Below are 24,831 nucleotides of genomic sequence, written 5' to 3'. Positions count from 1 at the left end.
CCGGTCATTCGGCGATGCCCACCACCAGCCAGATGAACGCCGCTCCCCCGATCGTGCACAGCAGGGTCGGCCCGGCGGTGTGCTTGTGGTGGGCCTCGGGGAGGATCTCGGCGGCGGCCAGATAGAGCAGCGCCCCGCCGAACAGACCGAGGTAGCCGCCCAGTACGGGCTGCGGGATGGTCACCAGGAGAGTGCTCGCCGCGCCCACCACGGGGGCCGCGGCGTCCGCGAACAGCATCGCGAGCGCCCGGCGGCGGGCGTTGCCGTACACGGTCGTGAGGGTGAAGGTGTTGAAGCCGTCAGCGAAGTCGTGGGCGATCACCGCGAGCGCGACCGCCACGCCCATGCCCTCCCCGATCTGGAAGGCGGCGCCGATCGCCACGCCGTCCATGGCGCTGTGCGCGACCATCGCGGCGGCTGCCGTCAGGCCCACCTCGGGCGTGCGCTCGTGCTCGTCGGCGCCGTGCGCCGCGCGACGGGCCGCCAGCAGGCGTTCCACGCCGTGGGCCAGCAGGAAGCCGGCCACGAACAGGAGCAGGGCGGCGGGCACGCCGTGCACCTCGGTGCCGGCCGCCGCGAGTGCCTCCGGCAGCAGGTCCATGCCGACGACGCCCAGCATCAGGCCGCCGGCCAGGCCCAGCACGAGGTGACGGCGGTCCGTCACGCGCTGCGCCGTCCAGCCACCCGCCAGCGTCATCAGGAACGCGCCCAGCGCGACGAAGACCGCCATGTGCCCTTGCTATCCGATCAGCCCGCGGTCGCGCACATCCGGCCGCACGCGCGTTGACTTCCGTACGAGAGGACTCGAACCCATGGCCGAAGCCCCCACCGGCAAGGTGACCTTCGTCGGTGCCGGCCCCGGCGCCGCCGATCTGCTGACGTTCCGTGCCGCGCGGGCCATCGCCGAGGCCGACGTCGTGATCTGGGCCGCGAGCCTGGTCCAGGCGGAGGTACTCGAACACGCCCGTGCGGGCGCCGAGATCCTCGACTCGGCGACGATGTCGCTGGAGGACGTCGTGGCCGTGTACGAGCGGGCGCGCGCCGAGGGGCTGAAGGTGGCCCGCATCCACTCCGGCGACCCGGCCCTGTGGGGCGGTACGCAGGAGCAGGCCGACCGGTGTGCCGCGCTGGGCATCGCGACCGAGATCGTGCCGGGCGTCTCCTCCTTCTCCGCCGTCGCCGCGATCGCCGGGCGGGAGCTGACGATCCCGGAGGTGGCGCAGTCCGTGGTGCTCACCCGGCTCGGCGGCGGCAAGACGCCGATGCCGCCCGGTGAGGAGGTGCGGGAATTCGCCCGGCACGGCACCACCATGGCGGTCTTCCTGTCCGCCGCCCGCAGCGGGCAGTTGGTCCGGGAGCTGCTGGAGGGCGGGTACCCGACGACCACCCCGGTCGTCGTCGCGTACCAGGCGACCTGGCCCGAGGAACTGGTCGTCAGGTGCACGGTCGGGACGCTGGAGGAGACGGTGAAGGAGCACAAGCTCTGGAAGCACACCCTCTTCCTGGTGGGCCCGGCCCTCGACGCGCACGGCACCCGCTCGCACCTCTACCACCCGGGCCACTTCCACGGCTTCCGCAAGGCCGACCCGGAGGCTCGCAGGGCCCTGCGCGAACGGGGGGCGAGCACGTGATCAGGGTGGTCGGGACGGGCACCGGCACATCGCTGCCGGACGACGTGGCCGACGGCGCCGGACTGGTCGTCGGCGCGCGGCGCCATCTTCAGGCCGTGCGCCTGCCCGAGGCGGCCGAGCGCATCGTGCTCGGCCCGCTGGCGCCCGCCCTCGACGCCATCGAGGAGTACGTGGCGAAGGACCGGCAGGTCGTGGTGCTGGCGTCGGGGGACCCGGGGTTCTTCGGGATCGTACGGGCGCTCGCCGAACGGTTCGGGACGGAGCGGCTCGAGGTCCGGGCGGGTGTCTCGTCCGTGGCCACCGCGTTCGCGCGGGCCGGGCTGCCCTGGGACGACGCGGTGGTCGTCTCCGCGCACGGGCGGGAGCTGCGGACGGCGGTGAACGTGTGCCGGGCACGGCCGAAGGTGGCCGTGCTGACCGGGCCGGGCTCCGGTCCGGCCGAGCTGGGCGCGGCGTTGCGGGACGCCGACCGTGTGCTCGTCGTCGCCTCCTCGCTGGGTGACCCCGCGCGGGAACGGGTGGAGCGGGTGACGCCCGCCGGGGCCGCGGCCCGCGACTGGGGTGCGGCGGTGAGCGTCGTGCTGTGCCTGGACGAGCGTCGGACGCTCGGCGCGGTGCGTACCGTCGCGGGCCCTGCCGGGGGACCCGCCGGATGGGCTCTGGACGAGGGCGAGTTCACGCACCGGGACTCGATGATCACCAAGTTCGAGGTGCGGGCACTGGCCCTGGCCCGGCTCGGGCCGCGCCTCGGTGATCTGGTCTGGGACGTCGGGGCGGGGTCCGGATCGGTGGCCGTCGAGTGCGCGCGGCTCGGAGCCGCGGTCGTCGCCGTGGAGAAGGCGGCGGACGGTGTGGAGCGGATCCGGGCCAACGCGGCGGCGCACGGCGTCGACGTCCGGGTGGTGCACGGGCAGGCGCCCGGGGCGCTGACCGGACTCGACGCCCCCGACGCGGTGTTCGTCGGGGGCGGGGGGCGTGAACTGCCCGCCCTCGTCGCGCAGTGCGCGCGGCGGGCGCGGCGGACGGTCGTCGTCGCCCTGGCCGCGCTGGACCGGGTGCCGGGGGTGCGCGAGGCGCTCACCGGGGCCGGATTCACCTGTGACGGGGTGCTGTTGCAGTCGTCGCGGCTCGCGCCGCTGCCGGGTGAGGTGAGCCGGCTCGCGGCCGCCAACCCCGTCTTCCTGCTGTGGGGCGTCCGGCCCCCGGCGTGTACCGAAGGAGTTCCTCAGTGATCGGCCTCATCTGCGCCACGGCGGCGGGAGCGGCGGCGCGGGACCGGCTGGCCGCGGCCTGGCCCGACCGGACGCGCGTGTACGAGGGTCCCGTGGGGGACGCCGTGCGGGCCGCCTTCGTGGAGTGCGAGCAGCTGGTGTGCTTCCTGGCCACGGGCGCCGTGGTACGGCTGGTCGCCCCGCTGCTGGGCGACAAGGCGTCCGACGCCGGGGTGGTGTGCGTCGACGAGGCCGGCCGGTTCGCGGTCTCCCTGGTGGGCGGGCACGGCGGCGGCGCCAACGAACTCGCCCGTGAGGTGGGGGCGTTGCTGGGCGCGGAGCCGGTCGTCACCACGGCGACCGACTCCGTCGGGCTGGCCGGTCTGGACACGCTGGGCCTGCCCGTGGAGGGTGATGTGGCCGCCGTGTCCCGGGCGCTGCTCGACGGCGAACCGGTCGCCCTGCGCGCCGAGTCGGCGTGGCCGCTGCCCGCGCTGCCGGTCGCCGCGGAGGGCGCCTACGTCATCCGGGTCAGCGACCGTGCCGTGGAACCGGTGGAGGGCGAGGTCGTCCTGCGCCCGCCGTCCCTTGTCGTCGGTGTCGGCGCCTCGAAGGGAGCCCCCGTCGACGAGGTGCTCACGCTGGTGGAGGGCGCCCTGCGGGAGGCCGGTCTGTCCCCTCGCAGTGTCGCCGGACTCGCCACCGTCGACGCCAAGGCCGAGGAGGCCGGCATCGTCGCCGCCGCCGAGCGGCTGGGCGTGCCCCTGGTGACGTACTCCGCCGAGCGGCTGGCGGCCGTCGAGGTCCCCAACCCCTCCGCCGCCCCCCTCGCCGCCGTCGGCACCCCGTCCGTCGCGGAGGCCGCGGCGCTCCTCGGCGGCGGCGAACTCCTCGTCCCCAAGCGGAAGTCGGCGATGGCGACGTGCGCGGTCGTACGGCGGCCCGCCCGCGGCAGGCTCGCGGTGGTCGGGCTCGGGCCCGGGGCCCGCGACCTGCTCACCCCGCGTGCCGAGGCGGAGTTGCGCCGCGCCTCCGTCCTCGTCGGGCTCGACCAGTACGTCGGCCAGATCCGCGATCTGCTGCGCCCCGGCACCCGGATCCTGGAGTCCGGGCTGGGCGCCGAGGAGGAACGTGCGCGCACGGCGGTCGAGGAGGCACGCAAGGGGCACGCGGTCGCGCTGATCGGCAGCGGGGACGCGGGCGTCTACGCGATGGCGTCGCCGGCGCTGGCCGAGGCCTCCGACGACATCGACGTGGTCGGCGTCCCCGGAGTGACCGCCGCGCTCGCCGCCGGCGCGATCCTCGGGGCCCCGCTCGGGCACGACCACGTGTCGATCAGCCTGTCCGACCTGCACACGCCGTGGGAGGTCATCGAGCGGCGGGTCCGGGCGGCCGCCGAGGCGGACATCGTCGTGACGTTCTACAACCCGCGCAGCCGGGGCCGCGACTGGCAGTTGCCCAAGGCGCTGGCGATCCTCGCGGAGCACCGCGCGCCCACGACGCCCGTCGGTGTCGTACGCAACGCCTCCCGGCCGGACGAGTCCAGCCGGCTGACCACCCTCGCCGCACTCGATCCGGCGAAGGTCGACATGATGACGGTCGTGACCGTGGGCAACACGGCCACCCGGGAGATCGCGGGGCGCATGGTGACGCCGCGCGGCTACCGCTGGCAGCAGGAGGAGGCCCGGTGAACCGTGTGGTCCACCCCATCGAGCAGGAGTCGTTCCGGCGGCTGCGCGCCCGGCTGGACACCTCCCACTTCCCGCCGCTCACGCGGACGGTGGTGGAGCGGGTGATCCACTCCGCCGCCGACCTCGACTACGCGGACGACCTCGTCATGGACGAGGGGGATCTGGTGTCCGCCCACGCGGCGCTGCACTCCGGCGCCCCCGTCGTCGTGGACGTCGAGATGGTCGCCGCCGGTATCACCCGGCGCGACACCGTCTGCCGGCTCAGGGACGCCCGGTCCGGGCCGGGGCTGACGCGTTCGGCGCACGCCGTGCGGCTGGCGTACGACGACGTCGGGCCCGGCGCCATCTGGGTGGTCGGCTGCGCCCCGACCGCGCTGGAGGAGCTGCTGACGCTGGAGGCGCGGCCCGCGCTGGTGATCGGGCTGCCCGTCGGTTTCGTCGGCGCCGCCGAGTCCAAGGCGGCGCTGCGGGAGAGCGGACTGCCCGCCGTGAGCAACGTGTCCGAGAAGGGCGGTTCGGCGGTCGCCGCGGCCGCGCTCAACGCCCTGCTGTACCACCCCACTTCGCACGAGGAGAAACCGTGACCACCCCGCCGCCCGCCCTGCTCATCGCCGGCCACGGCACCCGGGACGAAGCCGGAGCCGAGGCGTTCCGCGACTTCGTCCGGGAGCTGGGGCGCCGTAACCCGGAACTGCCCGTCGCGGGCGGGTTCATCGAGCTGTCACCGCCGCCGCTGGGCGAGGCCGTCACCGAGCTGGTGGAGCGGGGCGTGCGCCGCTTCGCCGCCGTGCCGCTGATGCTGGTGTCCGCCGGGCACGCCAAGGGCGACATCCCCGCCGCGCTGGCCCGCGAGAAGGAGCGGCACCCCGGGATCTCCTACACCTACGGGCGCCCGCTGGGCCCGCATCCGGGGCTGCTGTCGGTGCTGGAGCGGCGGCTCGACGAGGCGCTGGGGACCGGGGGGCGTACGCCCGGGGACCGTGCCGACGTCACGGTGCTGCTCGTGGGGCGCGGGTCCACCGACCCGGACGCCAACGCCGAGGTGCACAAGGCGGCCCGGCTGCTGTGGGAGGGGCGCGGGTACGCCGGGGTGGAGACGGCGTTCGTGTCACTGGCGGCGCCGGACGTGCCGAGCGGGCTGGACCGGTGCGTGCGGCTGGGGGCGCGGCGGATCGTCGTGCTGCCCTACTTCCTGTTCACCGGCATCCTCCCCGAACGGGTGCGAGCGCAGACGGAGGGCTGGGCGGCCGCGCACCCCGAGGTCGAGGTGCGCTCGGCGGACGTGATCGGCCCGGAGCCGGAACTGCTCGACCTGGTGATGGAGCGGTACGAGGAGGCCGTGCGGGGCGATCTGCGGATGAACTGCGACAGCTGCGTCTACCGCATAGCGCTGCCCGGCTTCGAGGACAAGGTGGGCCTGCCGCAGCAGCCGCACTTCCACCCCGACGACGACGGCCACCACGGGCACGGCCATGGGCACGGGCATCCTCACGGCGCGCACTCCCATGCCCACTGACGGGCACGATCTGCGCCATCACGGCGACGCCGAGGTCCGCGACGACGGCGCGGCGCTCGTCGACCTCGCCGTCAACGTCCGCGCGGAAACACCCCCGGCCTGGCTGCGGGAGGTGATCGCCGGCTCGCTGGCCGGGCTGGCCGCCTATCCGGACGGGCGCCGCGCGCGGGCCGCGGTGGCGGCGCGGCACGGGGTCGGCGTGGAGCGGGTGCTGCTGACGGCGGGCGCCGCCGAGGCCTTCGTGCTGCTGGCGCGAGCGCTGAAAGTACGGCACCCGGTCGTCGTGCACCCCCAGTTCACCGAGCCGGAGGCCGCGCTGCGGGACGCCGGGCACACCGTCGGCCGGGTGCTGCTGCGCGAGACGGACGGCTTCCGCCTGGACCCCGCGGCGGTACCGGAGGACGCCGACCTGGTGGTGATCGGCAACCCCACCAACCCGACGTCGGTGCTGCACCCGGCGTCCGCCGTGGCCCGGCTGGCACGTCCCGGGCGGACGCTGGTCGTGGACGAGGCGTTCATGGACGCCGTGCCCGGCGAGCGGGAGACGCTGGCCGGGCGGACGGACGTCCCCGGGCTGGTCGTGCTGCGCAGCCTGACGAAGACGTGGGGCCTGGCCGGGCTGCGCGTCGGGTACGTCCTCGCCTCCTCGGAGACCGTCGCGGACCTCGAACGCGCCCAGCCGCTGTGGCCCGTCTCGACACCGGCGCTGGCCGCCGCCGAGGCGTGCGTGGCGCCACGGGCCCTGGCGGAGGCGGGCCATGCCGCCCACCGCGTCGCCACCGACCGGGCCCACCTGGTGGCGGGGCTGTCGCGGATCCCCGGGCTCCGGATCGTGACACCGGCCGAGGGCCCCTTCCTCCTCGTCCGGCTGCCCCGGGCCGCCGCCGTACGCCGGCGGCTGCGCGACCTGGGCTTCGCGGTCCGGCGCGGGGACACCTTCCCGGGGCTGGACGAGGACTGGCTGCGGCTGGCGGTACGGGACCGGGCGACGGCCGGCTCGTTCCTGCGGGCGCTGGAGCGGGCGTTGACGGCGGAGGGCCGCTGATCCCAGGCCATGGCGGTGCCTGCGGGAAGCGGACCCGGCACCGCTGAGGTGCGGCGGCGTAGGGCAGCGTGCGGTCGCCCGTGGCGACCAGGTATCAGCCCCGGTTGCGGCGGGCCAGGGCGACCGCTCCGCCGCCCGCCATGAGCAGGGCGAGGGCGCCGCCCGCGATGTACGGGGTCATCGAGTTGCCGCCGGTCTCCGCGAGGCCTGCCTCCGCGGCGCCGCCCTGGGGCTCGATCTCGGTGACCGGGTCGGTGCCCGTCCCGGCGCTCGGCGCGGGGGCCTCCTCCTCCGGCTCGTCGGGCGCGGGAGGCGTCTCGCAGGTCGCCTTGGCCAGGGTCACGGTGCCCTGCACATCGGCCACGTTGAGCTTCAGCGGGTTGACGGACACGTTCAGTTCGAGAGCCGTGGCAGCCGCCGTACGGGAGGTCGTCTCGCGCCGGGACAGGTCCAGACGCACCTCGCCCACGTGCGGTACCGACACGTTCGTCGTCCCTCCGGCGGTGAGCGTCACCTTCTTGCCCAGCACGGTGACACCGGCGACGTCGGACTCGGCGACCGGCGCCTCCCCCGCGGCGCAGGTCGCGGTCGACGTGACGGTCTCGACCTCGATGACCGACAGCAGCGGCAGACCGGGCACGTTCAGCCGGGCGTTGGCCAGCCGGGTGCTGCCCTCCGCCTTCCCGTCGGCCACGGTGGCCTTGGCCTGCGCCACGTCCGCGCGCAGCACACTGAACGGCTTTCCGCCGTCGACGCCGTCCAACTGGGCGGTGAGGGCGGTCTTCTCGGCGCTCTGCGGGGCCTGCACCTCGTTCAGGGTGACCGCGAGCGGGACGTTGACGGTCTTGTTGAGCAGGGAGACGTCCAGTCCGGTGCGCAGGACCAGCGCGCTCGCGCGGCCCTGGTCCCCTGTCGCGTGCGCGGGACCCGCGCCGGCCAGCACCGCGGGACCGGCGGCGAGGACGGCGGCGGCCGCGAGCGCGACCGGACGGCGGGCGGGCATACGGAAGTTGTTGCTGTTCAAGGTGGTAGGACCCCCCAGAAGAGTGATGCGTGGGACTCCGCAAGAATTACGCACCGAGAGTGAACGGGCGGCAATCCTGCGTCACTTCACTCCATCGTGGGGTTTCTGCGAACGAGTTCGATTTCCCGGTACGCCTGTGCGCACGCCAGGCACTCCGACAGGCGGCGCGGGGGGAGCGCTCCTATGCTGAGGCAAAGAGCCTTGCGGCGTGAGGTCGCGGGCCTCTGCTCGTACGGCGGGGAGACAGCCCATGACGCGTTCCTGTCGAAGATGGCGCAGGGGGGCGGTGATCGCGGCGGCTGTGGGGGCGCTCCTGGCCCCGGCCACGGGCCAGACCGCCCTGGGAGCACCCGGGTCCGCCACGGCCGCAGCCGGGCAGCCCTCACCTTCCCCGTCGCCCTCGGACGGTTTCCGCACCCTCACGCCCGAGGTGAAACAGCAGGTCGACGCGGCCGTCGAGAAAGTCATGCGGGACGCGGGCGTGCCTGGTGTGACCGTGGGCCTGTGGACGCCCGGCAAGGGCAGTCATGTGCGCTCGTTCGGCGTCGCCGACAAGGAGACCGGCCGGCGGATGACGCCGGATCTGTACACGCGGATCGGCAGCGAGACCAAGACCTTCACGGTGACGGCGCTGCTGCGGCTGGTCGACGAGGGCAGGATCGGCCTCGACGACGTCATCGGCCAGTACGTCGAGGGCGTGCCCAACGGGGACCGCATCACCCTGCGCCAGCTGGCCGGGATGCGCAGCGGCCTCTACAACTACTCCGAGGACCAGGACTTCTTCAAGGCGCTGACGTCCGATCCTCAGCGGCCCTTCACCCCGCAGGAACTGCTCGACTACTCCTTCCGGCACCCGGTGCTGTTCCAGCCGGGCGAGAAGTTCTTCTACAGCAACACGAATCTGATCCTGCTCGGGCTGGTCGTCGAGAAGATCAGCGGCCTGCCGCTCCAGGACTACATCCGGGAGAGCGTCACGGGGCCCGCCGGCATGGACCGCACGCTGCTGGCGACGAACGCCGCCTTCCCGGAGCCGCACGCCCAGGGGTACACGAACCAGACCGCGGACGGGAAGGTCGCCGACAGCACCGACTGGAACCCCTCCTGGGGCTGGGCGGCCGGCGCGATGATCTCCACGTTGGAGGATCTGCGCGTGTGGGCGCCCACCGTCGCCACCGGTGTCCTGCCCGACGGCCGCACCCTGGTCAGCCCCGCCACCCAGAAGCAGCGGCTCGAAACACCGCCCACCGGCATCCCGGGCGCCGGCTACGGGCTCGGCATCTTCGACGTCCAGGGATGGATCGGGCACAACGGCTCGCTGCCGGGCTACGAGTCGCTGACCATCTACCTGCCGCAGGCCGAGGCCACCCTCGTCGTGGTGCTGAACACGGACATCGGCGAGGGCGGCACGGAGCCCAGCACGCTCTTCGGCGACGCCATCACGAAGATCGTCAGCCCCCAGCACGTCTTCAACCTGCCCGCCCAGCCGACGGGCCGCTGAATCCGCCGGGCGCGCGACCGCGGCTCCGGGTGCCGGGCCGGTCCAGCCGGCTAGCCGACGATCCGGCCGTCGAGCACCACCCTCCGCGGGGCCGCCAGCGCCCGTACGTCCGCACGGGGGTCCGTCCCGTACACCACCAGGTCGGCCGGCGCCCCCTCGTCGAGGCCGGGGCGGCCGAGCCACCGCCGGGCCGACCAGGTCGTCGCCGACAGGGCCTGGAGCGGCGGGATCCCGGCGGTGACCAGCTCCTCCACCTCGGCGGCCGCCAGGCCGTGCGCCAGCGAGCCGCCCGCGTCGGTGCCGACGTAGACCGGGATGCCGGCGTCGTAGGCGTTGCGGACGGTGTCGTAGCGGCGTTCGTGGAGCCTGCGCATATGGGCCGCCCAGACGGGGAACCGGGAGTCGCCGGCGTCGGCCAGCGTGGGGAAGGTGGCGATGTTGACGAGGGTCGGGACGATCGCGACACCGCGCTCGGCGAAGAGCGGGATCAGGTCGTCGGTGAGGCCGGTGGCGTGCTCGATGCAGTCGATGCCCGCCTCGACCAGGTCCCGCAGGGAGTCCTCGGCGAAGCAGTGGGCGGTCACGCGCGCGCCCAGCCGGTGGGCCTCGGCGATGGCGGCCTCGGTCGCGTCCCTCGGCCAGCAGGCCGACAGATCGCCGAGGTCGCGGTCGATCCAGTCACCGACGAGCTTCACCCAGCCGTCGCCGCGGCGGGCCTCCTGGGCGACGTAGGCGACAAGGTCCTCCGGCTCGATCTCATGGGCGTAGTCACGGATGTAGCGGCGGGTGCGGGCGATGTGGCGGCCGGCACGGATGATCTTCGGCAGGTCTTCGCGGTCGTCGATCCAGCGGGTGTCCGAGGGCGAGCCCGCGTCGCGGATCAGAAGGGTGCCGGCGTCGCGGTCGGTGAGCGCCTGCTTCTCGGCGACGTCCTGGGGCACCGCGCCGTGCTGGTCGAGGCCGACGTGGCAGTGGGCGTCGACCAGGCCGGGGAGGGCCCAGCCCTGCACCGTGTGCACGTCACGGACGCCGGTGGGGCGGTCGTAGGAGATCCGTCCGCCGATCACCCACAGCTCGTCGCGGACGTCGTCGGGACCTACGAGGACGCGGCCCCTCACGTGCAGCACTTCGCTCATGTACCGCACCCTAACGCTCCGCTGTTCGGCCGGTTCTCGGGTGCGGGTCGTGGGGGCTGGTCGCGCAGTCCCCGCGCCCCTCACCTGGCGTTGTCCTCCTCCACGTCTGCCATGGCGGGGTCGAGGAGCCTGGACAGGAAGTGACGGGTGCGCTCGTGCTGGGGGCGGGCGATGACCTGCTCGGGGCTGCCGTCCTCGACGATCACCCCGCCGTCCATGAAGACCACCCGGTCCGCCACCTCACGGGCGAAGGTCATCTCGTGGGTGACGACCATCATCGTCATGCCGTCCTGGGCGAGCATGCGCATGACGGCGAGCACGTCACCGACCAGCTCCGGGTCGAGGGCCGACGTCGGCTCGTCGAAGAGCATGACCTGCGGGCCCATCGCCAGGGCACGGGCGATGGCCACGCGCTGCTGCTGGCCGCCGGAGAGGGAGGACGGGTAGGCGTTCGCCTTCTCGGCGAGGCCCACCCGCTCCAGGTTCTCGGCGGCCACCTTCGCGGCCGCGGCCTTGTCCCGGCGCAGCACCCGGCGCTGCGGCAGGGTGAGGTTCTCGGTCACCGTGAGGTGCGGGAAGAGGTTGAACTGCTGGAAGACCATGCCGATCCGGCGGCGTACGGCGTCGATGTCGACGTCCGGGTCGGTGAGCTCGGTGCCCCCGACGAGGACCTGGCCCTTGGTCGGCTCCTCCAGCAGGTTCACGCAGCGCAGCAGCGTCGACTTGCCGGAGCCGGAGGGGCCGATGACGCACACGACCTCACCCCGGCCGATCTCCAGGTCGATGCCGCGCAGGACGTGGTTGTCGCCGAAGGACTTGTGCAGCTCGCGGATCTCGATCTCGGGTCGGCTCATTTCACGGCCTCCTGGGCCTTCGCCTCCATGCGGCGTACGACGAAGCCGAGCGGGATGGTGACCAGCAGGTAGCACAGGCCGGCGACCAGGATCGGCGTGGAGTTGGCGGTCTGGCTGGCCAGGTCACGGCCGAACTTGGACAGCTCCCGTTCCTCCAGCGTGACCCCGAGGAACAGCACCAGCGAGGAGTCCTTGAAGAGGAGCACGAGTTCGTTGGTGAGCGGCGGCAGGATGATCCGGAAGGCCTGCGGGAGGATGATCGAGACCATCGCGCGGGCCGGGGAGAAGCCCAGCGAACGGGCCGCTTCCATCTGCCCCTTGGGCACCGCCTGGATGCCCGCGCGGAAGGTCTCCGCCATGTACGCCGCCGCCACCAGGCCGAGTGCGAGGGCGACCTTGCCGTAGGTGCCGCCGGGGATCTCGGTGCCGGGGAAGGCGAGCGGGACGGCCACACCGATGAAGATGAAGATCAGCAGGGCGGGCAGGCCGCGGAAGATCTCGATGTAGACGCCGGCGACCCAGCGGTAGGGGCCGACGGACGACAGCCGCATCAGCGCCAGCACCATGCCCAGCACCAGGCCGACGGCGAAGCCGGAGACGGTGTAGAGCACGGTGTTCTTCAGCGCCAGGGTGATGACGTCCGGGAACATCTGCCGGGCGATGTCACCCTGGGCGAACTGGTTGGCCAGCCGGCCCCAGTCGGCGCCGACCGCGAGGGCGGTCAGGGCGCCGACGAACACGACGTACTGCGCGCCCCGGGACAGACTGCGCTTCTGTCGCCGCGTCAGCCCCTTCCGGGCCGGCTGCACCTCGGCCTTGGTGGCGTCGGTCATGAGGCGGCGGGCGAGGGGGAGGCGGCGGACTCCTCGTAGGGGCCGATCCACTGCTCGTACAGCTTCTTGTACGTGCCGTCGGCCTTGGCGTCGGCGAGCGCCTTGTTGATGGCGGCGAGCAGCTCGGTGTTGCCCTTCTTCACCGTGAAGCCGTACTGCTCACCGGTGTTGACCTGCTCGGCGACCTGGAAGGCGGCCGCGTTGGCCTTGTCCTTGAGCCAGCCCTGGACGACCGGGTAGTCGATGACGACGGCCTCGACCTGGCCGGTGCGCAGGCCGTTGAGGACGGCGTCGGAGGACTCGAAGGAGACCGGGTCGAGGCCCTGGCTCTTGGCGTAGTCCTCGCCGGTGGTCTGCGCCTGCGCGCCGACCTTCTTGCCCTTGAGCTCGGCGAAGGACTTGATGCCGCTCTTCTTGTCGACCAGCACGGCCTGGGTGGCCTCGAAGTACGGGTCGGAGAAGTCGACGTTCTTCTTGCGCTCCTCGGTGATGGTCATGCCGGCGGCGGCCAGGTCGCACTGGCCGGCGTTGAGGGACCCACCGGTCTTGAAGTTCTCGAAGGGCTGGTCGACGATCTGCTGCTGCACGCCGAGGTCCTTGGCGACCAGGTCGACGAGGGAGACGTCGAAGCCCTGCACCTTGCCGTCGATCTCCGACTGGAAGGGCGGGTACGGCAGGTGGGTGCAGGTGGTGAGCTGGCCGGCCTTGACGACCTCCACCCCGCCGGCGGCGGTCTTCGTACCGCTGCCGCCGTCGCCGTCCGACGAGCAGCCTGCGACCAGCGCCAGCCCGGCCGTCGCGGTGATGGCGGCCAGCATGCGGGCGCGGCGCCCGAGGACCGTGTTCACGGGGTACCTCCTGTGAGGGAACTGAATGTTCCGATTATAAGGAGAGCTTTGGGATGCCCAAAACAAACCGATGGCTCCGGGACGGGGGGACCTGCGAAACCACCGGTGACCGGGATGGCGAGGGCCGGGCGGTTACGCTCGACGGCGTCGATCCCATGACCGAAGAGAGCACCGCCGTGACCCATCCCCTCCTCGACCTCGCCCCGCTGAGCGCCGCGCACTTCGCCTCCATCGAGGACCGGGTGGCCCGGCTGCTGGGCACCCGGCAGGACGTCGTGATCATGCAGGGCGAGGCACTGCTGCCGCTGGAGGGCGCGATCCGGGCGACCGCCGGGCCGGGGACGGTCGCACTGAACGTGATCACCGGTCCTTACGGGCAGACGTTCGGCGACTGGCTGCGGGACTGCGGGGCGACCGTCCACGACCTGGCGGTGCCCTTCCACACGGCGGTCACCGCGGAGCGGATCCGGGAGGCCTTCGCGGAGCACCCGGAGATCGACTTCGTGTCGCTGGTGCACGCGGAGGCGGCGACCGGGAACACCAACCCGGTGGCGGAGATCGGTGCGGTGGTACGTGAGCAGGGCGCCCTGTTCTACCTCGACGCCGTGGCCTCCGTGGGCGCCGAGCCCGTGCTGCCGGACGCCTGGGGTGTGGACCTGTGCGTGATCGGCGCGCAGAAGGCGATGGGCGGGCCCGCCGGGGTGTCGGCGGTGTCGGTGAGCGAGCGGGCCTGGGCCCGGATGGCGGCGAACCCGCGGGCCCCGCGCCGCTCCTACCTGTCGCTGCTGGACTGGAAGGAGCGCTGGGTCGACGCCGGCCGCAAGGTCCTGCTGCACGCGCCGGCCCAGCTGGAGATGCTGGCGCTGGAGGCGTGCGTCGAACGCATCGAGACGGAGGGCCTGGAGACCGTGATGGCCCGCCACGCCTCCGCCGCGGCGGCGACGCGGGCGGGGGCCTCGGCCCTGGGCGGCGGCCTGGAGCCGTACGTCCACAAGGCCTCGGAGGCGGCCCCGGTGGCGACGACCCTGCGCACTGCGCCGGGCGTCGTGGCCTCGGAGCTGGTCGCGCGCGCCCTCGCCTCGGACCCGGCCCTCCCGCTGGCGGCGGGCGGGGGCGCCCTGGCCAAGGAGATGATCCGCGTCAACCACTACGGCCCGGACGCCACCCCCCACACGGTCCAGGCAACCCTGGCAGCCCTGGGAGCAGCCCTCACGACCCAGGGCCACCCCACAAACCCGGAAGCATGCCGCCGAGCGACGGAGGACGCCTGGGGGTAGGAGCCGGGGGCGCGGGCAGCGGGGCGCCGGGCACGCGGGGCGCGGGGACGCGGGGCGCGGGGGCGGGGGCGCCGGGCACGCGGGGCGCGGGGATGCCGGGCACGCGGGGCGTGGGGGCGGGGGCGCCGGGCAGGCCGTGCGCTGAGGCGGAGGTGCCGGGCACGCGGCGCACGGGGATGCCGGGCACGCGGCGCGCGGGGGCGGGGGTGCCAGACAGGCGGTACGCGGGGGCGCCGGGCACGCTGTGGGCAGGGGAGGGTGCGCCGGGGACGCCAGGCAGGCGGCGCGCGGAGGCGGAGGCGCAAGGCACACGGTGCGCGGGGGCGGGAACGCCGGGCGTGGGTGTGTGGGTGCGTTGCCGCGGGGTGGGGGTGTGCGGGTGGGCCGCCACCGGGCGCGTGGTGTGCGGACGTACCGCTCGCCGCCCGGAACTGCGCGCGGGCCCGGCCGGCACGGAGCCGCGGGAACCGGTCGGCGGGCAGTCCGGGCGGCCGGTGCGGGGAGGCGGTGGCCGGGGGTTTGCGTGGGCCGGGCCGGTGCCGGAGGTTGCTGGCATGCTCGGCGCATGACGTCTGACACCCCCACCACCCCCCTGACCCTCCCCGACGGCCGGCCGGTGCCGAGCATGACCGGTGACGAGCGGGCCATGCTGGAGGGCTGGCTCGACTTCCACCGGACCACTCTGGAGCTGAAGTGCCGTGGGCTGGACGACGCCCAGTTGCGGCTCGCCTCGGCCCCGCCCTCGTCGCTCACGCTGCTCGGGCTCGTGCAGCACCTCGCGGAGGTCGAGCGGAACTGGTTCCAGCGGGTGCTCGCCGGTCTCGACGTACCGCCTGTGTACGAGGAGGAGACGGGGTACGCCCTGCACCCGGAGCGCGGCCTCGACGAGACGCTCACCATCTGGCACCGCGAGGTCGCGCGCGGCCGGGAGATCTCCGCCGGCCGACCGCTGGACGACACCGGGCGGCTCGTGGACGGCCCGGTGGCCGGCATGGACGTGTCCCTGCGCTGGGTGCTCATCCATCTGATCGAGGAGTACGCCCGGCACAACGGTCACGCCGACATCCTCCGCGAGCGTATCGACGGTGTGACCGGAACCTGAATTCACGGCAATTAGCGAGCATTCTCCGGCCATCATTCCGCATTTTAATCCGGCGCAGCTTCCCGTATCCTTCTGCCCGCTCCTTCCGACCTTAAACGCAAAGATTTGGCGAACGTCGAGCGGTCTGGTCCGGGGAGATCCCGTGAGGGTTACACGGCTGTGACGCGTTACACATCACGCCCGTTTTGTACCGTATGACATGGGCAAACACGGACATATTGCCCCCCTTGCACCAACCGTCCGCGCCCGCGCGATAACACAGGACGCGGGCTTACGTAACCCCATCCGGCCATGCATTTTCAATTCGCGATGGGTAAATTGAATTTGCATGACTGCCGCACAAGCAGACCTGCACATAGACCGCCCGGCGGTGGCCGACGGCGCCGCTTTCTGGCGGCTCGCCAAGGAATCCGGAACGCTTGACCTGAACTCCGCGTACAGCTACCTGCTGTGGTGCCGCGACTTCGCCGGCACCTCGGCCGTGGCGCGGACGGCCGACGGCGAGGCCGTCGGGTTCGTCACCGGCTTCCTGCGGCCGGACAGCCCGGGGACCCTGCTCGTCTGGCAGGTGGCCGTCGACCCCGCCCAGCGCGGCCGGGGGCTCGCCGCACGCATGCTCGACGCCCTGACCGCCCGGGTCGCCGCCGAGCACGGGCTGACCTCCGTCGAGACCACGATCACGCCGGGCAACACCGCCTCCGAGCGACTGTTCACCTCGTACGCCGCGCGCCACGACGCGGGCGTCGAGCGCGAGGTGCTCTTCGGTACTGACCAGTTCCCGGACGGCCCGCACGACCCCGAGGTCCTGTACCGCATCGGCCCGCTGACCCACCTGCCGCGCACGTCGGACTGACGCGCGCACGCAGTCACGCAAGGCACGCACGGCACACACGAGCCTCGATGGACCCGTGGGCGCCCCCCATGCCCCCCACCTTGCTCTCGCCACGACCCCCACTGACCTGTCGCACAGAGGAGCGAATTACCGTGACCATCACCCAGCCCGACCTCAGCGTCTTCGAAACCCTGGAGTCCGAGGTGCGCAGCTACTGCCGCGGCTGGCCCACCGTCTTCGACCGTGCGCGCGGCAGCCGGATGTACGACGAGGACGGCCACGAGTACCTCGACTTCTTCGCCGGCGCCGGCTCGCTCAACTACGGGCACAACAACCCCGTGCTGAAACGGGCCCTGCTCGACTACCTGGAGCGGGACGGCGTCACCCACGGTCTCGACATGTCGACCACCGCCAAGCGCGCCTTCCTGCAGACCTTCCAGGACCTGGTGCTGCGCCCGCGTGACCTGCCCTACAAGGTCATGTTCCCGGGCCCGACGGGCACCAACGCCGTGGAGTCCGCGCTGAAGCTCGCGCGGAAGGTGAAGGGACGCGAGGCGATCGTGTCGTTCACCAACGCCTTCCACGGCATGTCCCTCGGCTCCCTCGCCGTGACCGGCAACGCCTTCAAGCGGGCCGGTGCCGGCATCCCGCTGGTGCACGGCACGCCGATGCCGTTCGACAACTACTTCGACGGCCAGGTCCCGGACTTCCTGTGGTTCGAGCGCCTCCTGGAGGACCAGGGCTCCGGCCTCAACAAGCCCGCCGCCGTGATCGTCGAGACCGTGCAGGGCGAGGGCGGCATCAACGTGGCCCGCCCGGAGTGGCTGCGCGCCCTCGCCGACCTGTGCGAACGCCAGGACATGCTGCTCATCGTCGACGACATCCAGATGGGCTGCGGCCGTACCGGCGCCTTCTTCTCCTTCGAGGAGGCCGGGGTCGTCCCCGACATCGTGACGGTTTCGAAGTCCATCAGCGGGTACGGGCTCCCCATGTCGCTGTGCCTGTTCAAGCCCGAGCTGGACGTCTGGGAGCCGGGCGAGCACAACGGCACCTTCCGCGGCAACAACCCGGCGTTCGTCACCGCGACCGCCGCGCTGGAGACGTACTGGACCGACGGCTCGGCGATGGAGAAGCAGACCCGTGCGCGGGGCGAGCAGGTCGAGCAGGCCATGATCGCCATCACCGAGGAGAACCTCGCCGACGTCAAGGAGTACCGGGGCCGCGGCCTGGTCTGGGGCATGGAGTTCCACGACAAGGAGCGCGCCGGGCGGATCGCCAAGCGCGCCTTCGAACTGGGGCTGCTCATCGAGACGTCCGGCCCCGAGAGCGAGGTCGTCAAGCTGCTGCCCGCGCTGACCATCACGCCCGAGGAGCTCGACGAGGGCCTGCGTGTCCTCGCCCGCGCGGTCCGGGAGACCTCCCCGGTCGTCACCGCCTGAAGCACCACCCGCCGTTATCTAGGAGGCATCGCACCACCGTGATCGTCCGTTCGTTCAAGGAACTCGAAGGCACCGACCGGCACGTGAAATCGGCGTCCGGCACCTGGGAGAGCAAGCGCATCGTCCTCGCCAAGGAGAAGGTCGGCTTCTCCCTGCACGAGACGGTCCTGTACGCCGGCACCGAGACGTCGATGTGGTACGCCAACCACGTCGAGGCCGTGGTGTGCGTCGCGGGCGAGGCCGAGCTGACCGACCACGAGACCTCCCGGACGTACACCATCACGCCCGGGACCATGTACCTCCTCGACGGCCACGAGCGGCACACGCTGCGCGTCAAAGAGGACTTCCGCTGCATCTGCGTGTTCAACCCGCCCGTGACCGGGCGGGAGGACCACGACGAGAACGGCGTCTACCCGCTGCTCACCGAACCCGAGGAGGTGTGACCGAGATGACGACCACCACCGTCACCGATCTGTACCCCAGCCGCGGCATCACCGAGGTGTCCACGCCCCGCAAGGACCCCGTCGTCTGGGGCGCGCCCGGCACGCCGGGCCCGATCGACGCCGCCGATCTCCAGGCGTACGAGCGTGACGGCTTCCTCGCCGTCGAGCAGCTCATCACCGACGACGAGGTCGCCGTCTACCGGCAGGAACTCGACCGCCTGGTGAACGACCCGGCGATCCGCGCCGACGAGCGCTCGATCGTCGAGCCGCAGTCCAAGGAGATCCGCTCGGTCTTCGAAGTGCACCGGATCAGCGAGGTGTTCGCCTCCCTGGTCCGCGACGAGCGGGTCGTCGGGCGGGCCCGGCAGATCCTCGGCTCGGACGTGTACGTCCACCAGTCGCGGATCAACGTCAAGCCCGGTTTCGGGGCGAGCGGCTTCTACTGGCACTCGGACTTCGAGACCTGGCACGCCGAGGACGGCCTGCCGAACATGCGCACGGTGTCGGTCTCGATCGCGCTGACCGAGAACTACGACACCAACGGCGGGCTCATGATCATGCCGGGGTCGCACAAGACGTTCCTCGGGTGCGCGGGGGCCACGCCGAAGGACAACTACAAGAAGTCGCTGCAGATGCAGGACGCGGGCACGCCCTCGGACGAGGCGCTGACCTCGATGGCCTCGGAGTACGGCATCAAGCTGTTCACCGGCAAGGCCGGTTCGGCGACCTGGTTCGACTGCAACTGCATGCACGGGTCGGGTGACAACATCACGCCGTTCCCGCGCAGCAACGTGTTCATCGTGTTCAACAGCGTGGAGAACACGGCCGTGGAGCCGTTCGCCGCGCCGGTGCGCCGCCCGTCGTTCATCGGGGCGACGGACTTCACCCCGGTGAAGTGACCCACCACGCCTGAGCCGTACGACCGGAGCCCGGACCCCCGTCACGAGGGGGTCCGGGCTCCGGTCGTACGGCGGGTCAGCCGGACAGCACGTCAAGGATCCGGTCCACGTCGGCGGCCGTGTTGTACAGGTGGAACGAGGCCCGCAGATTGCCCGCCCGGCCGGAGACCTGGACATCCGCGCGCGCCAGTTCCTCCGCGCGGTGCGCGAGCCCCGGCACGGAGACGATCGCGGAGCCGGGAGCGGGGACGGCCTCGTGGCCGAGGGCTCCCAGTCCCGTGCGGAAGCGGTCGGCCAGGGCGACGTCATGGGCGTGCACGGCGTCCACGCCGAGTTCCTCGATCAGTTCGAGGGAGCGGCGCAGCCCGGCGTACGTGAACAGTGCCGGGGTGAGGTCGAAGCGCCGTGCGGAGTGGGCGAGTTCGGTGACCGGGCCGTAGCAGCTGTCCATGGGGACCTCTCCGGCGACCCACCCGGCCAGCACCGGCGTCAGCCCGGCGAAGTCCTCCGGGACGACGAGGAAGGCCGCCCCGTGCGGGCCGAGCAGCCACTTGTAGCAGGTCACGGCGGTGAAGTCGTAGGCACTCGCGTCCATGGGCAGCCAGCCGGCGGCCTGGGAGAAGTCGATGTACGTCCGGGCGCCGTGCTCGCGGGCCGCCTCGCGCAGCGCGGGCAGGTCGGCGACGCGCCCGTCGGCCGACTGCGCGGCGCTGACCGCGACCAGCGCGGTGCCCGGGCGGACGGACTCGGCGATCCGCTCCAGCGGCACGGCCCGCACCTTGAGGTCGCCGCGCACATGGAACGGGTTGAGGACGGAGGTGAAGTCGTCCTCGGCGGTGAGGACTTCGGCGCCCGCGGGGAGCGAGGCGGCGATCACGCCGGTGTGCGCGGCGACCGAGGCACCCGCCGCCACCCGGCCTGCCGGGACTCCGGCCAGCCGGGCGAAGGCGGCGCGAGCGGCCTCCACGTCGTCGAACAGCGGGTCCAGGGACCGGCCCTCGACCCGCAGCCGCGCGGCCTCGTGCAGAGCGGTCACGGTGCGGGCCGGCAGCAGCCCGTTGCTCGCGGTGTTCAGATAGGTGTTCTGCGGGGCGAACTCGGAACGGACCAGGCTCTCGAAGGTCTCCATGGATCCACTGTGCGGCCCGAGGATCTCCCCGTCCATCGCGTATTTCTACGTGGATTCCCTAAGGGTCTCTTATGGACCCGTCCTGACCTGCGCCTTCATCCGCGGGGCGGCACCGCGCACCCGTCAGGGCCGCACGCGTCCGCCCCGCCGTCCTCGATCAGCGTCAGCGGCGAGCGCTCGCCCCAGGCCTGGGTCAGCGCCCGCTCGAACACCTCGGCGGGCTGGGCGCCGGAGACCCCGTACTTCCGGTCGAGCACGAAGAACGGCACCCCGTTGGCGCCGAGCTGTGCGGCCTCCCGCTCGTCGGCGCGCACCTCGTCGGCGTAGGCCCCCGGGTCGGCGAGCACCTTGCGCACCTCGGCCTCGTCGAGCCCGGCGCCGACGGCGATCCCCACCAGCCGCTCGTCGTCGTTGAAGACGGACTGCTCCTCGGCGAAGTTCGCCCGGTACAGCCGCTGGATCAGCTCGTCCTGGCGGCCCTGCTCCCTGGCGAGGTGGAGCAGCCGGTGCATGTCGAAGGTGTTGCCGTGGTCACGGTCGCGCGTCCGGTACTCCAGCCCCTCGGCGGCGGCCTGCGCGGCCAGGTTGTCCTCGCCGGCCCGCGCCTGCGCCTCGCTCATGCCGTACTTCTTCGCGAGCATCGTCAGCACGGGCTGCACGTCGTCCTTGGCCCGGCCGGGGTCCAGTTCGAAGGAGCGGTGCACCACCTCGACCTCGTCGCGGTGCGGGAAGGCCGCGAGCGCCTTCTCGAAGCGGGCCTTGCCCACGTAGCACCAGGGGCAGGCGATGTCGCTCCAGATCTCGACGCGCATATGTCTCGGCTCTCTCCGGCTCGTAGGGGCACGGAGGTGTCCCCCCGCGAGATGTGTGAACGTTCAAGGGGTGGCGTTGATTCCCACGTCGGCGCAACGCGCTCCCGCCCCTGATGGCCGGCGCCGCAGCGAGGGCCCGCATCTTCGCGAAGATCGGCGCCGGCGACCGCGCACAGGCCGTGGGGTACGCCTACCGCCACCATCTGGCCGGCGACTGAGCCCTCAGCTTCCGTCGCGCAGGTCCTGCGGCCAGCTGGGCCGGAACTCGATGTGGTCGTACGTCACCACGCACCCCGCCCCCATCGGCGACTGCGTCATGAAGCCGGCCAGCGCCGCGCCCGTCTCCTTCTCCCCGGCCAGCGTGAACAGCCGGACGAAGGTCCACCGCTCGCCGTCCCGGGAGGCGTGGAAGGCGAAGGCGCGGCCGGTGCGGCTGACCCGCAGCCACACTGAACTCCCGTCGACGGTGAAGGAGTTGGCGTCGTCGGAGTGCCCCCGGGTGACCACTGTGCAGACGGTCGGCACGTCCGGGGAGTACTCCAGGCACAGCTTGGCCCAGGCCCGCTCGCCCACATGGACGTAGAGCACCCCGGCGTCGAAGGCCGCGGCGAAGCCGACCGTCACCCGGGCGATCAGCTGGAAGTCCCCCTCGGGCGCCCCCAGCAGCCGGGGCGCGTCGGATGCGGGCTCCAGCGCCTCCCCGGTGGGTGGCACGAACCGGTCCTGCCGCGCCCCGGCCCATCCGGTGAGCACCCCGTCCTCGTAGGACCAGCTGCCTTCGGGCCCATAGCTGCGGAGGGGGAAGGGCAGTTCGGGAAGCTCGATGTCCATCGCCCCATCATTCCAGGCTCGGGGGACGCGACTCGGGGGCGCGGGACTGCAGGCAGGCGCGGCGCCGTCGACGTGGGGCGGCAGGCCACCCACGGCCCGCCGCCCGCGGACGACCGCGCCCGCTACGGCTTCACCGCTCCAGACGCCCGTTGAACCGCCGGGGCAGCCCCAGCGGATTGTCGTCCCGGAGCTCCGGCGGCAACAGGGCCTGGGGCGCCCCCTGGTACACCACCGGGCGCAGCCACCGCTCGATCGCCGTTCCGCCCACGGAGGTGGACGTCGAGGTCGTGGCCGGGTAGGGGCCGCCGTGGTGCTGGGCCGGCGCCACGGCTACCCCGGTCGGCCACCCGTTCACCAGCACGCGCCCCGCGAGCGGCGTCAGCTGCGCCAGCAGCTGACGCCCGCGCCCCTCCCCCGCGGCCTCCTCCGCCGACAGGTGCACCGTCGCCGTCAGGTTCCCCGGCAGCCGGGAGAGCACGGCCGTCGCCTCGTCCTCGTCCTCGTAGCGGACCACGACCGTGACCGGTCCGAAGCACTCCTCCAGCAGCAGGTCGTGCGCGCCCTCGTGCGCCAGCTTCTGCGCCGGCACCGTCAGGAAGCCCGCGCCGACCGTGTGCTCACCGCCCGCGCCGGGTGTCACGGGCGACTCGACGCCGTCGAGCGCGGCCCGCTCGGCGACCCCGGCGACGAAGTTGTCCCGCATCCGGTGGTCCAGCAGCACGCCCGCCTCGGTGTTGCTGACCGCGTCCGTCAGCGACTTCACCAGCTGGTCGCCCGCCGCGCCGGACGGCGCCAGCACCAGCCCGGGCTTCACGCAGAACTGCCCGACGCCCAGCGTCATCGAGCCCGCCAGCCCGGCGCCGATCTGCTCGGCGCGTTCCGCGGCCGCCGCCTCGGTGACCAGCACCGGGTTCAGGGAGCCCAGCTCGCCGTGGAAGGGGATCGGGACGGGACGCGCGGCCGCCGCGTCGAAGAGGGCACGCCCGCCGCGCACCGAGCCGGTGAATCCGGCCGCCGCGACCAGTGGGTGCCCGATCAGCTCCACTCCCGCCTCGAAGCCGTGGACGAGGCCCACCACCCCGTCGGGGACCCCGTGTTCCCGGGCGGCCCGGCGCAGCACCTTGGCGACCAGCTCGGACAGGGCCGGGTGGTCGGGGTGGGCCTTGACGACGACGGGGCACCCGGCGGCCAGGGCGCTGGCGGTGTCGCCGCCGGCGACGGAGAAGGCGAAGGGGAAGTTGGAGGCGGAGTAGACGGCGACGACGCCCAGCGGGATCTTGTAGCGGCGCAGGTCAGGAATGGGCGGGGTGGCGGTGTCGTCGGGGTGGTCGACGACGACGTCGAGGAAGGCGCCCTCCTCGACGATCCCGGCGAAGGCCCGCAACTGGTAACAGGTACGCGCGAGTTCGCCGGTCAGCCGGACGGGGCCGAGCGCGGTCTCGGCGTCGGCGGTCTCCACGAGGCCGTCCCGGGCCGCTTCCAGTTGATCGGCGGCGGAGCGGAGGAAAGCGGCGCGGACGGTGCGGTCGGCGAGGGCACCCCGGGCGTCGTGCGCGGCACGGACGGTGGTGTCCACCTCCTGGGCTGTGGCCTCCACCGCAACCTGTTCACGCTGCTTCCCGGTACGGGGGTCGACACTCCAGACTGGTGCTGCTGCCACCGCGGGTCCCTCCAGATGTCTTGCCGCAGTACGTGCGTCACTCACGACGTCACCGACCAGCGTTGTTCGATATACTGAACGCCGTCTCTGTTCGTGAATATGATGGAGACTATATCTCTGGTTTCCCGTCGAACGAAGGGGTCAAGGGCGATGTCGGCAGCCGAGACAGGCGGCGGGGCACAGGTCAAGTCCGCGGTGCGGACCGTGGAACTGCTCGAGTACTTCGCGGGAAGTCCCGGCATGCACTCGCTGGCCGCCGTGCAGGAGGCGGTGGGCTATCCCAAGTCGAGCCTCTACATGCTGCTGCGCACGCTCGTCGAACTCGGCTGGGTGGAGACGGACGCGACCGGCACGCGGTACGGCATCGGCGTGCGGGCGCTGCTCGTCGGCACGTCGTACATCGACGGCGACGAGGTGGTCGCGGTGGCCCGGCCGACGCTGGACCGGCTCTCGGACGACACCACGGAGACCATCCACCTGGCCCGCCTGGACGGCACCAACGTCGTCTATCTCGCCACCCGCCAGTCGCAGCACTACCTGCGCCCGTTCACCCGCGTCGGCCGCCGGCTGCCGGCGCACTCCACCTCGCTGGGCAAGGCGCTGCTCAGCACCTTCTCCGACGAGCAGGTGCGCAAGATGCTGCCCGAGACCCTCCCGGCGCTGACCGAGAACACCATCACCGACCGGGAGAAGCTCATCGAGGAGCTGCACCTGGTTCGGGAGCAGGGGTACGCCGTCGACCGCGAGGAGAACACCCTCGGCCTGCGCTGCTTCGGCGTGGCGATCCCGTACCGCACCCCCGCCCGCGACGCCATCAGCTGCTCGATCCCGGTGGCCCGGCTCACCCCCGCGCACGAACAGATGGTCAAGGACGCCCTGTTCGACGCCCGCGACCGGCTGACGCTCGCCACACGGAGGCTGTAGCCGTGGACCGTGGGAGGCGGCCCGCTCTCCCGCGCGCGGGAGCCGAGAACGGCTCCTGCGTCTACGACGCGCTGCGCGCCGGTCCGGCACCCGGGACCGTTCCCAGGCGGTGATCGCGGCGTACGAGGCCGGGTTTCTGAGGAACCGATGAGAAAACGGGACGGAAGGGAACGTTCCGGCCGGTGCCGCTCGTCTG

At 72.7% G+C, this 24,831-nt stretch carries 24 protein-coding genes; 14 read left to right on the top strand and 10 right to left on the bottom strand.

What is annotated here, in order from left to right:
• Window positions 1-4 precede the first annotated feature (4 nt).
• Window positions 5-730, bottom strand: a complete 726-nt coding sequence (locus ACIHCM_RS30360) for a ZIP family metal transporter (protein ID WP_399902737.1) — start codon at window positions 728-730, stop codon at window positions 5-7.
• An 82-nt stretch (window positions 731-812) separates the two neighbouring features.
• Here ACIHCM_RS30360 and cobM point away from each other — a divergent pair, with 82 nt between their 5' ends.
• The 6 genes from cobM to cobC are packed head-to-tail and all read left to right on the top strand — an operon-like array spanning window position 813 to window position 7,094.
• Window positions 813-1,631, top strand: coding sequence for a precorrin-4 C(11)-methyltransferase (gene cobM / locus ACIHCM_RS30355; RefSeq protein WP_399902734.1), 819 nt, complete (start codon window positions 813-815; stop codon window positions 1,629-1,631).
• A complete protein-coding gene (gene cbiE, locus ACIHCM_RS30350) occupies window positions 1,628-2,863 on the top strand; it encodes a precorrin-6y C5,15-methyltransferase (decarboxylating) subunit CbiE (RefSeq protein ID WP_399902731.1) in 1,236 nt (411 codons plus the stop codon). Before cobM ends, cbiE begins: the two co-directional genes overlap by 4 nt.
• Window positions 2,860-4,533, top strand: coding sequence for a precorrin-3B C(17)-methyltransferase (gene cobJ, locus ACIHCM_RS30345; RefSeq protein ID WP_399902728.1), 1,674 nt, complete (start codon window positions 2,860-2,862; stop codon window positions 4,531-4,533). The genes cbiE and cobJ overlap by 4 nt, the downstream gene beginning before the upstream one ends.
• Entirely contained in the window at window positions 4,530-5,117 is a 588-nt protein-coding gene (locus ACIHCM_RS30340; RefSeq protein ID WP_399902726.1) for a precorrin-8X methylmutase, read from the top strand. The genes cobJ and ACIHCM_RS30340 overlap by 4 nt, the downstream gene beginning before the upstream one ends.
• Window positions 5,114-6,049 (top strand): sirohydrochlorin chelatase, encoded by a 936-nt coding sequence (locus ACIHCM_RS30335; protein ID WP_399902723.1) that lies wholly within the window; start codon window positions 5,114-5,116, stop codon window positions 6,047-6,049. The genes ACIHCM_RS30340 and ACIHCM_RS30335 overlap by 4 nt, the downstream gene beginning before the upstream one ends.
• Entirely contained in the window at window positions 6,039-7,094 is a 1,056-nt protein-coding gene (gene cobC, locus ACIHCM_RS30330) for an Rv2231c family pyridoxal phosphate-dependent protein CobC (RefSeq protein WP_399902720.1), read from the top strand. The genes ACIHCM_RS30335 and cobC overlap by 11 nt, the downstream gene beginning before the upstream one ends.
• Window positions 7,095-7,188: 94 nt before the next feature.
• Here the strand turns inward: cobC and ACIHCM_RS30325 are convergent, their stop codons facing one another.
• A complete protein-coding gene (locus ACIHCM_RS30325; RefSeq protein WP_399902717.1) occupies window positions 7,189-8,118 on the bottom strand; it encodes an SCO1860 family LAETG-anchored protein in 930 nt (309 codons plus the stop codon).
• A 250-nt stretch (window positions 8,119-8,368) separates the two neighbouring features.
• Here ACIHCM_RS30325 and ACIHCM_RS30320 point away from each other — a divergent pair, with 250 nt between their 5' ends.
• Window positions 8,369-9,616, top strand: a complete 1,248-nt coding sequence (locus ACIHCM_RS30320; protein ID WP_399902714.1) for a serine hydrolase domain-containing protein — start codon at window positions 8,369-8,371, stop codon at window positions 9,614-9,616.
• Between the two features lie 50 nt (window positions 9,617-9,666).
• Here the strand turns inward: ACIHCM_RS30320 and ACIHCM_RS30315 are convergent, their stop codons facing one another.
• From ACIHCM_RS30315 to ACIHCM_RS30300, 4 genes are all read right to left on the bottom strand, one after another.
• Window positions 9,667-10,752 (bottom strand): amidohydrolase family protein, encoded by a 1,086-nt coding sequence (locus ACIHCM_RS30315; protein ID WP_399902711.1) that lies wholly within the window; start codon window positions 10,750-10,752, stop codon window positions 9,667-9,669.
• 80 nt (window positions 10,753-10,832) lie between these two features.
• A complete protein-coding gene (locus tag ACIHCM_RS30310; protein ID WP_399902708.1) occupies window positions 10,833-11,606 on the bottom strand; it encodes an amino acid ABC transporter ATP-binding protein in 774 nt (257 codons plus the stop codon).
• Window positions 11,603-12,439: an amino acid ABC transporter permease gene (locus ACIHCM_RS30305; RefSeq protein WP_399902706.1), complete on the bottom strand. Its 837-nt coding sequence runs from the start codon at window positions 12,437-12,439 to the stop codon at window positions 11,603-11,605. Before ACIHCM_RS30305 ends, ACIHCM_RS30310 begins: the two co-directional genes overlap by 4 nt.
• Window positions 12,436-13,287: a basic amino acid ABC transporter substrate-binding protein gene (locus tag ACIHCM_RS30300; protein ID WP_399902703.1), complete on the bottom strand. Its 852-nt coding sequence runs from the start codon at window positions 13,285-13,287 to the stop codon at window positions 12,436-12,438. The genes ACIHCM_RS30305 and ACIHCM_RS30300 overlap by 4 nt, the downstream gene beginning before the upstream one ends.
• A gap of 176 nt (window positions 13,288-13,463) precedes the next feature.
• Here ACIHCM_RS30300 and ACIHCM_RS30295 point away from each other — a divergent pair, with 176 nt between their 5' ends.
• The 6 genes from ACIHCM_RS30295 to thpD all read left to right on the top strand — a co-directional run bounded on the left by ACIHCM_RS30295 (window position 13,464) and on the right by thpD (window position 19,279).
• Window positions 13,464-14,564, top strand: a complete 1,101-nt coding sequence (locus ACIHCM_RS30295) for a pyridoxal-phosphate-dependent aminotransferase family protein (protein WP_399902918.1) — start codon at window positions 13,464-13,466, stop codon at window positions 14,562-14,564.
• A 565-nt stretch (window positions 14,565-15,129) separates the two neighbouring features.
• Window positions 15,130-15,666, top strand: coding sequence for a DinB family protein (locus tag ACIHCM_RS30290; RefSeq protein WP_399902700.1), 537 nt, complete (start codon window positions 15,130-15,132; stop codon window positions 15,664-15,666).
• A gap of 328 nt (window positions 15,667-15,994) precedes the next feature.
• Entirely contained in the window at window positions 15,995-16,519 is a 525-nt protein-coding gene (gene ectA / locus ACIHCM_RS30285; protein WP_399902697.1) for a diaminobutyrate acetyltransferase, read from the top strand.
• Window positions 16,520-16,650: 131 nt separating this feature from the next.
• Window positions 16,651-17,937: a diaminobutyrate--2-oxoglutarate transaminase gene (gene ectB / locus ACIHCM_RS30280; RefSeq protein ID WP_399902694.1), complete on the top strand. Its 1,287-nt coding sequence runs from the start codon at window positions 16,651-16,653 to the stop codon at window positions 17,935-17,937.
• A 38-nt stretch (window positions 17,938-17,975) separates the two neighbouring features.
• Complete coding sequence (locus tag ACIHCM_RS30275; RefSeq protein ID WP_365451587.1) at window positions 17,976-18,380, top strand: ectoine synthase; 405 nt, start codon at window positions 17,976-17,978, stop codon at window positions 18,378-18,380.
• Window positions 18,381-18,385: 5 nt separating this feature from the next.
• Window positions 18,386-19,279, top strand: a complete 894-nt coding sequence (gene thpD / locus ACIHCM_RS30270) for an ectoine hydroxylase (RefSeq protein ID WP_399902691.1) — start codon at window positions 18,386-18,388, stop codon at window positions 19,277-19,279.
• A gap of 76 nt (window positions 19,280-19,355) precedes the next feature.
• Here thpD and ACIHCM_RS30265 read toward each other — a convergent pair whose 3' ends face one another.
• From ACIHCM_RS30265 to ACIHCM_RS30250, 4 genes are all read right to left on the bottom strand, one after another.
• On the bottom strand, window positions 19,356-20,408 hold the full coding sequence (locus ACIHCM_RS30265; RefSeq protein WP_399902688.1) for an aminotransferase class V-fold PLP-dependent enzyme: 1,053 nt from the start codon (window positions 20,406-20,408) through the stop codon (window positions 19,356-19,358).
• A gap of 95 nt (window positions 20,409-20,503) precedes the next feature.
• Window positions 20,504-21,220, bottom strand: a complete 717-nt coding sequence (locus ACIHCM_RS30260) for a DsbA family oxidoreductase (protein ID WP_399902685.1) — start codon at window positions 21,218-21,220, stop codon at window positions 20,504-20,506.
• Between the two features lie 222 nt (window positions 21,221-21,442).
• Complete coding sequence (locus ACIHCM_RS30255; protein WP_399902682.1) at window positions 21,443-22,051, bottom strand: DUF1349 domain-containing protein; 609 nt, start codon at window positions 22,049-22,051, stop codon at window positions 21,443-21,445.
• Window positions 22,052-22,181: 130 nt separating this feature from the next.
• A complete protein-coding gene (locus ACIHCM_RS30250) occupies window positions 22,182-23,711 on the bottom strand; it encodes an aldehyde dehydrogenase (NADP(+)) (RefSeq protein WP_399902679.1) in 1,530 nt (509 codons plus the stop codon).
• 150 nt (window positions 23,712-23,861) lie between these two features.
• Between ACIHCM_RS30250 and ACIHCM_RS30245 the strand changes: the two genes are divergently transcribed.
• Window positions 23,862-24,635: an IclR family transcriptional regulator gene (locus tag ACIHCM_RS30245; protein WP_393111464.1), complete on the top strand. Its 774-nt coding sequence runs from the start codon at window positions 23,862-23,864 to the stop codon at window positions 24,633-24,635.
• Window positions 24,636-24,831 lie beyond the last annotated feature (196 nt).

Source organism: Streptomyces sp. NPDC052023 (assembly GCF_044548465.1).
GTDB lineage: Bacteria > Actinomycetota > Actinomycetes > Streptomycetales > Streptomycetaceae > Streptomyces.
This window is presented reverse-complemented; position numbering and strand designations above follow the sequence as displayed.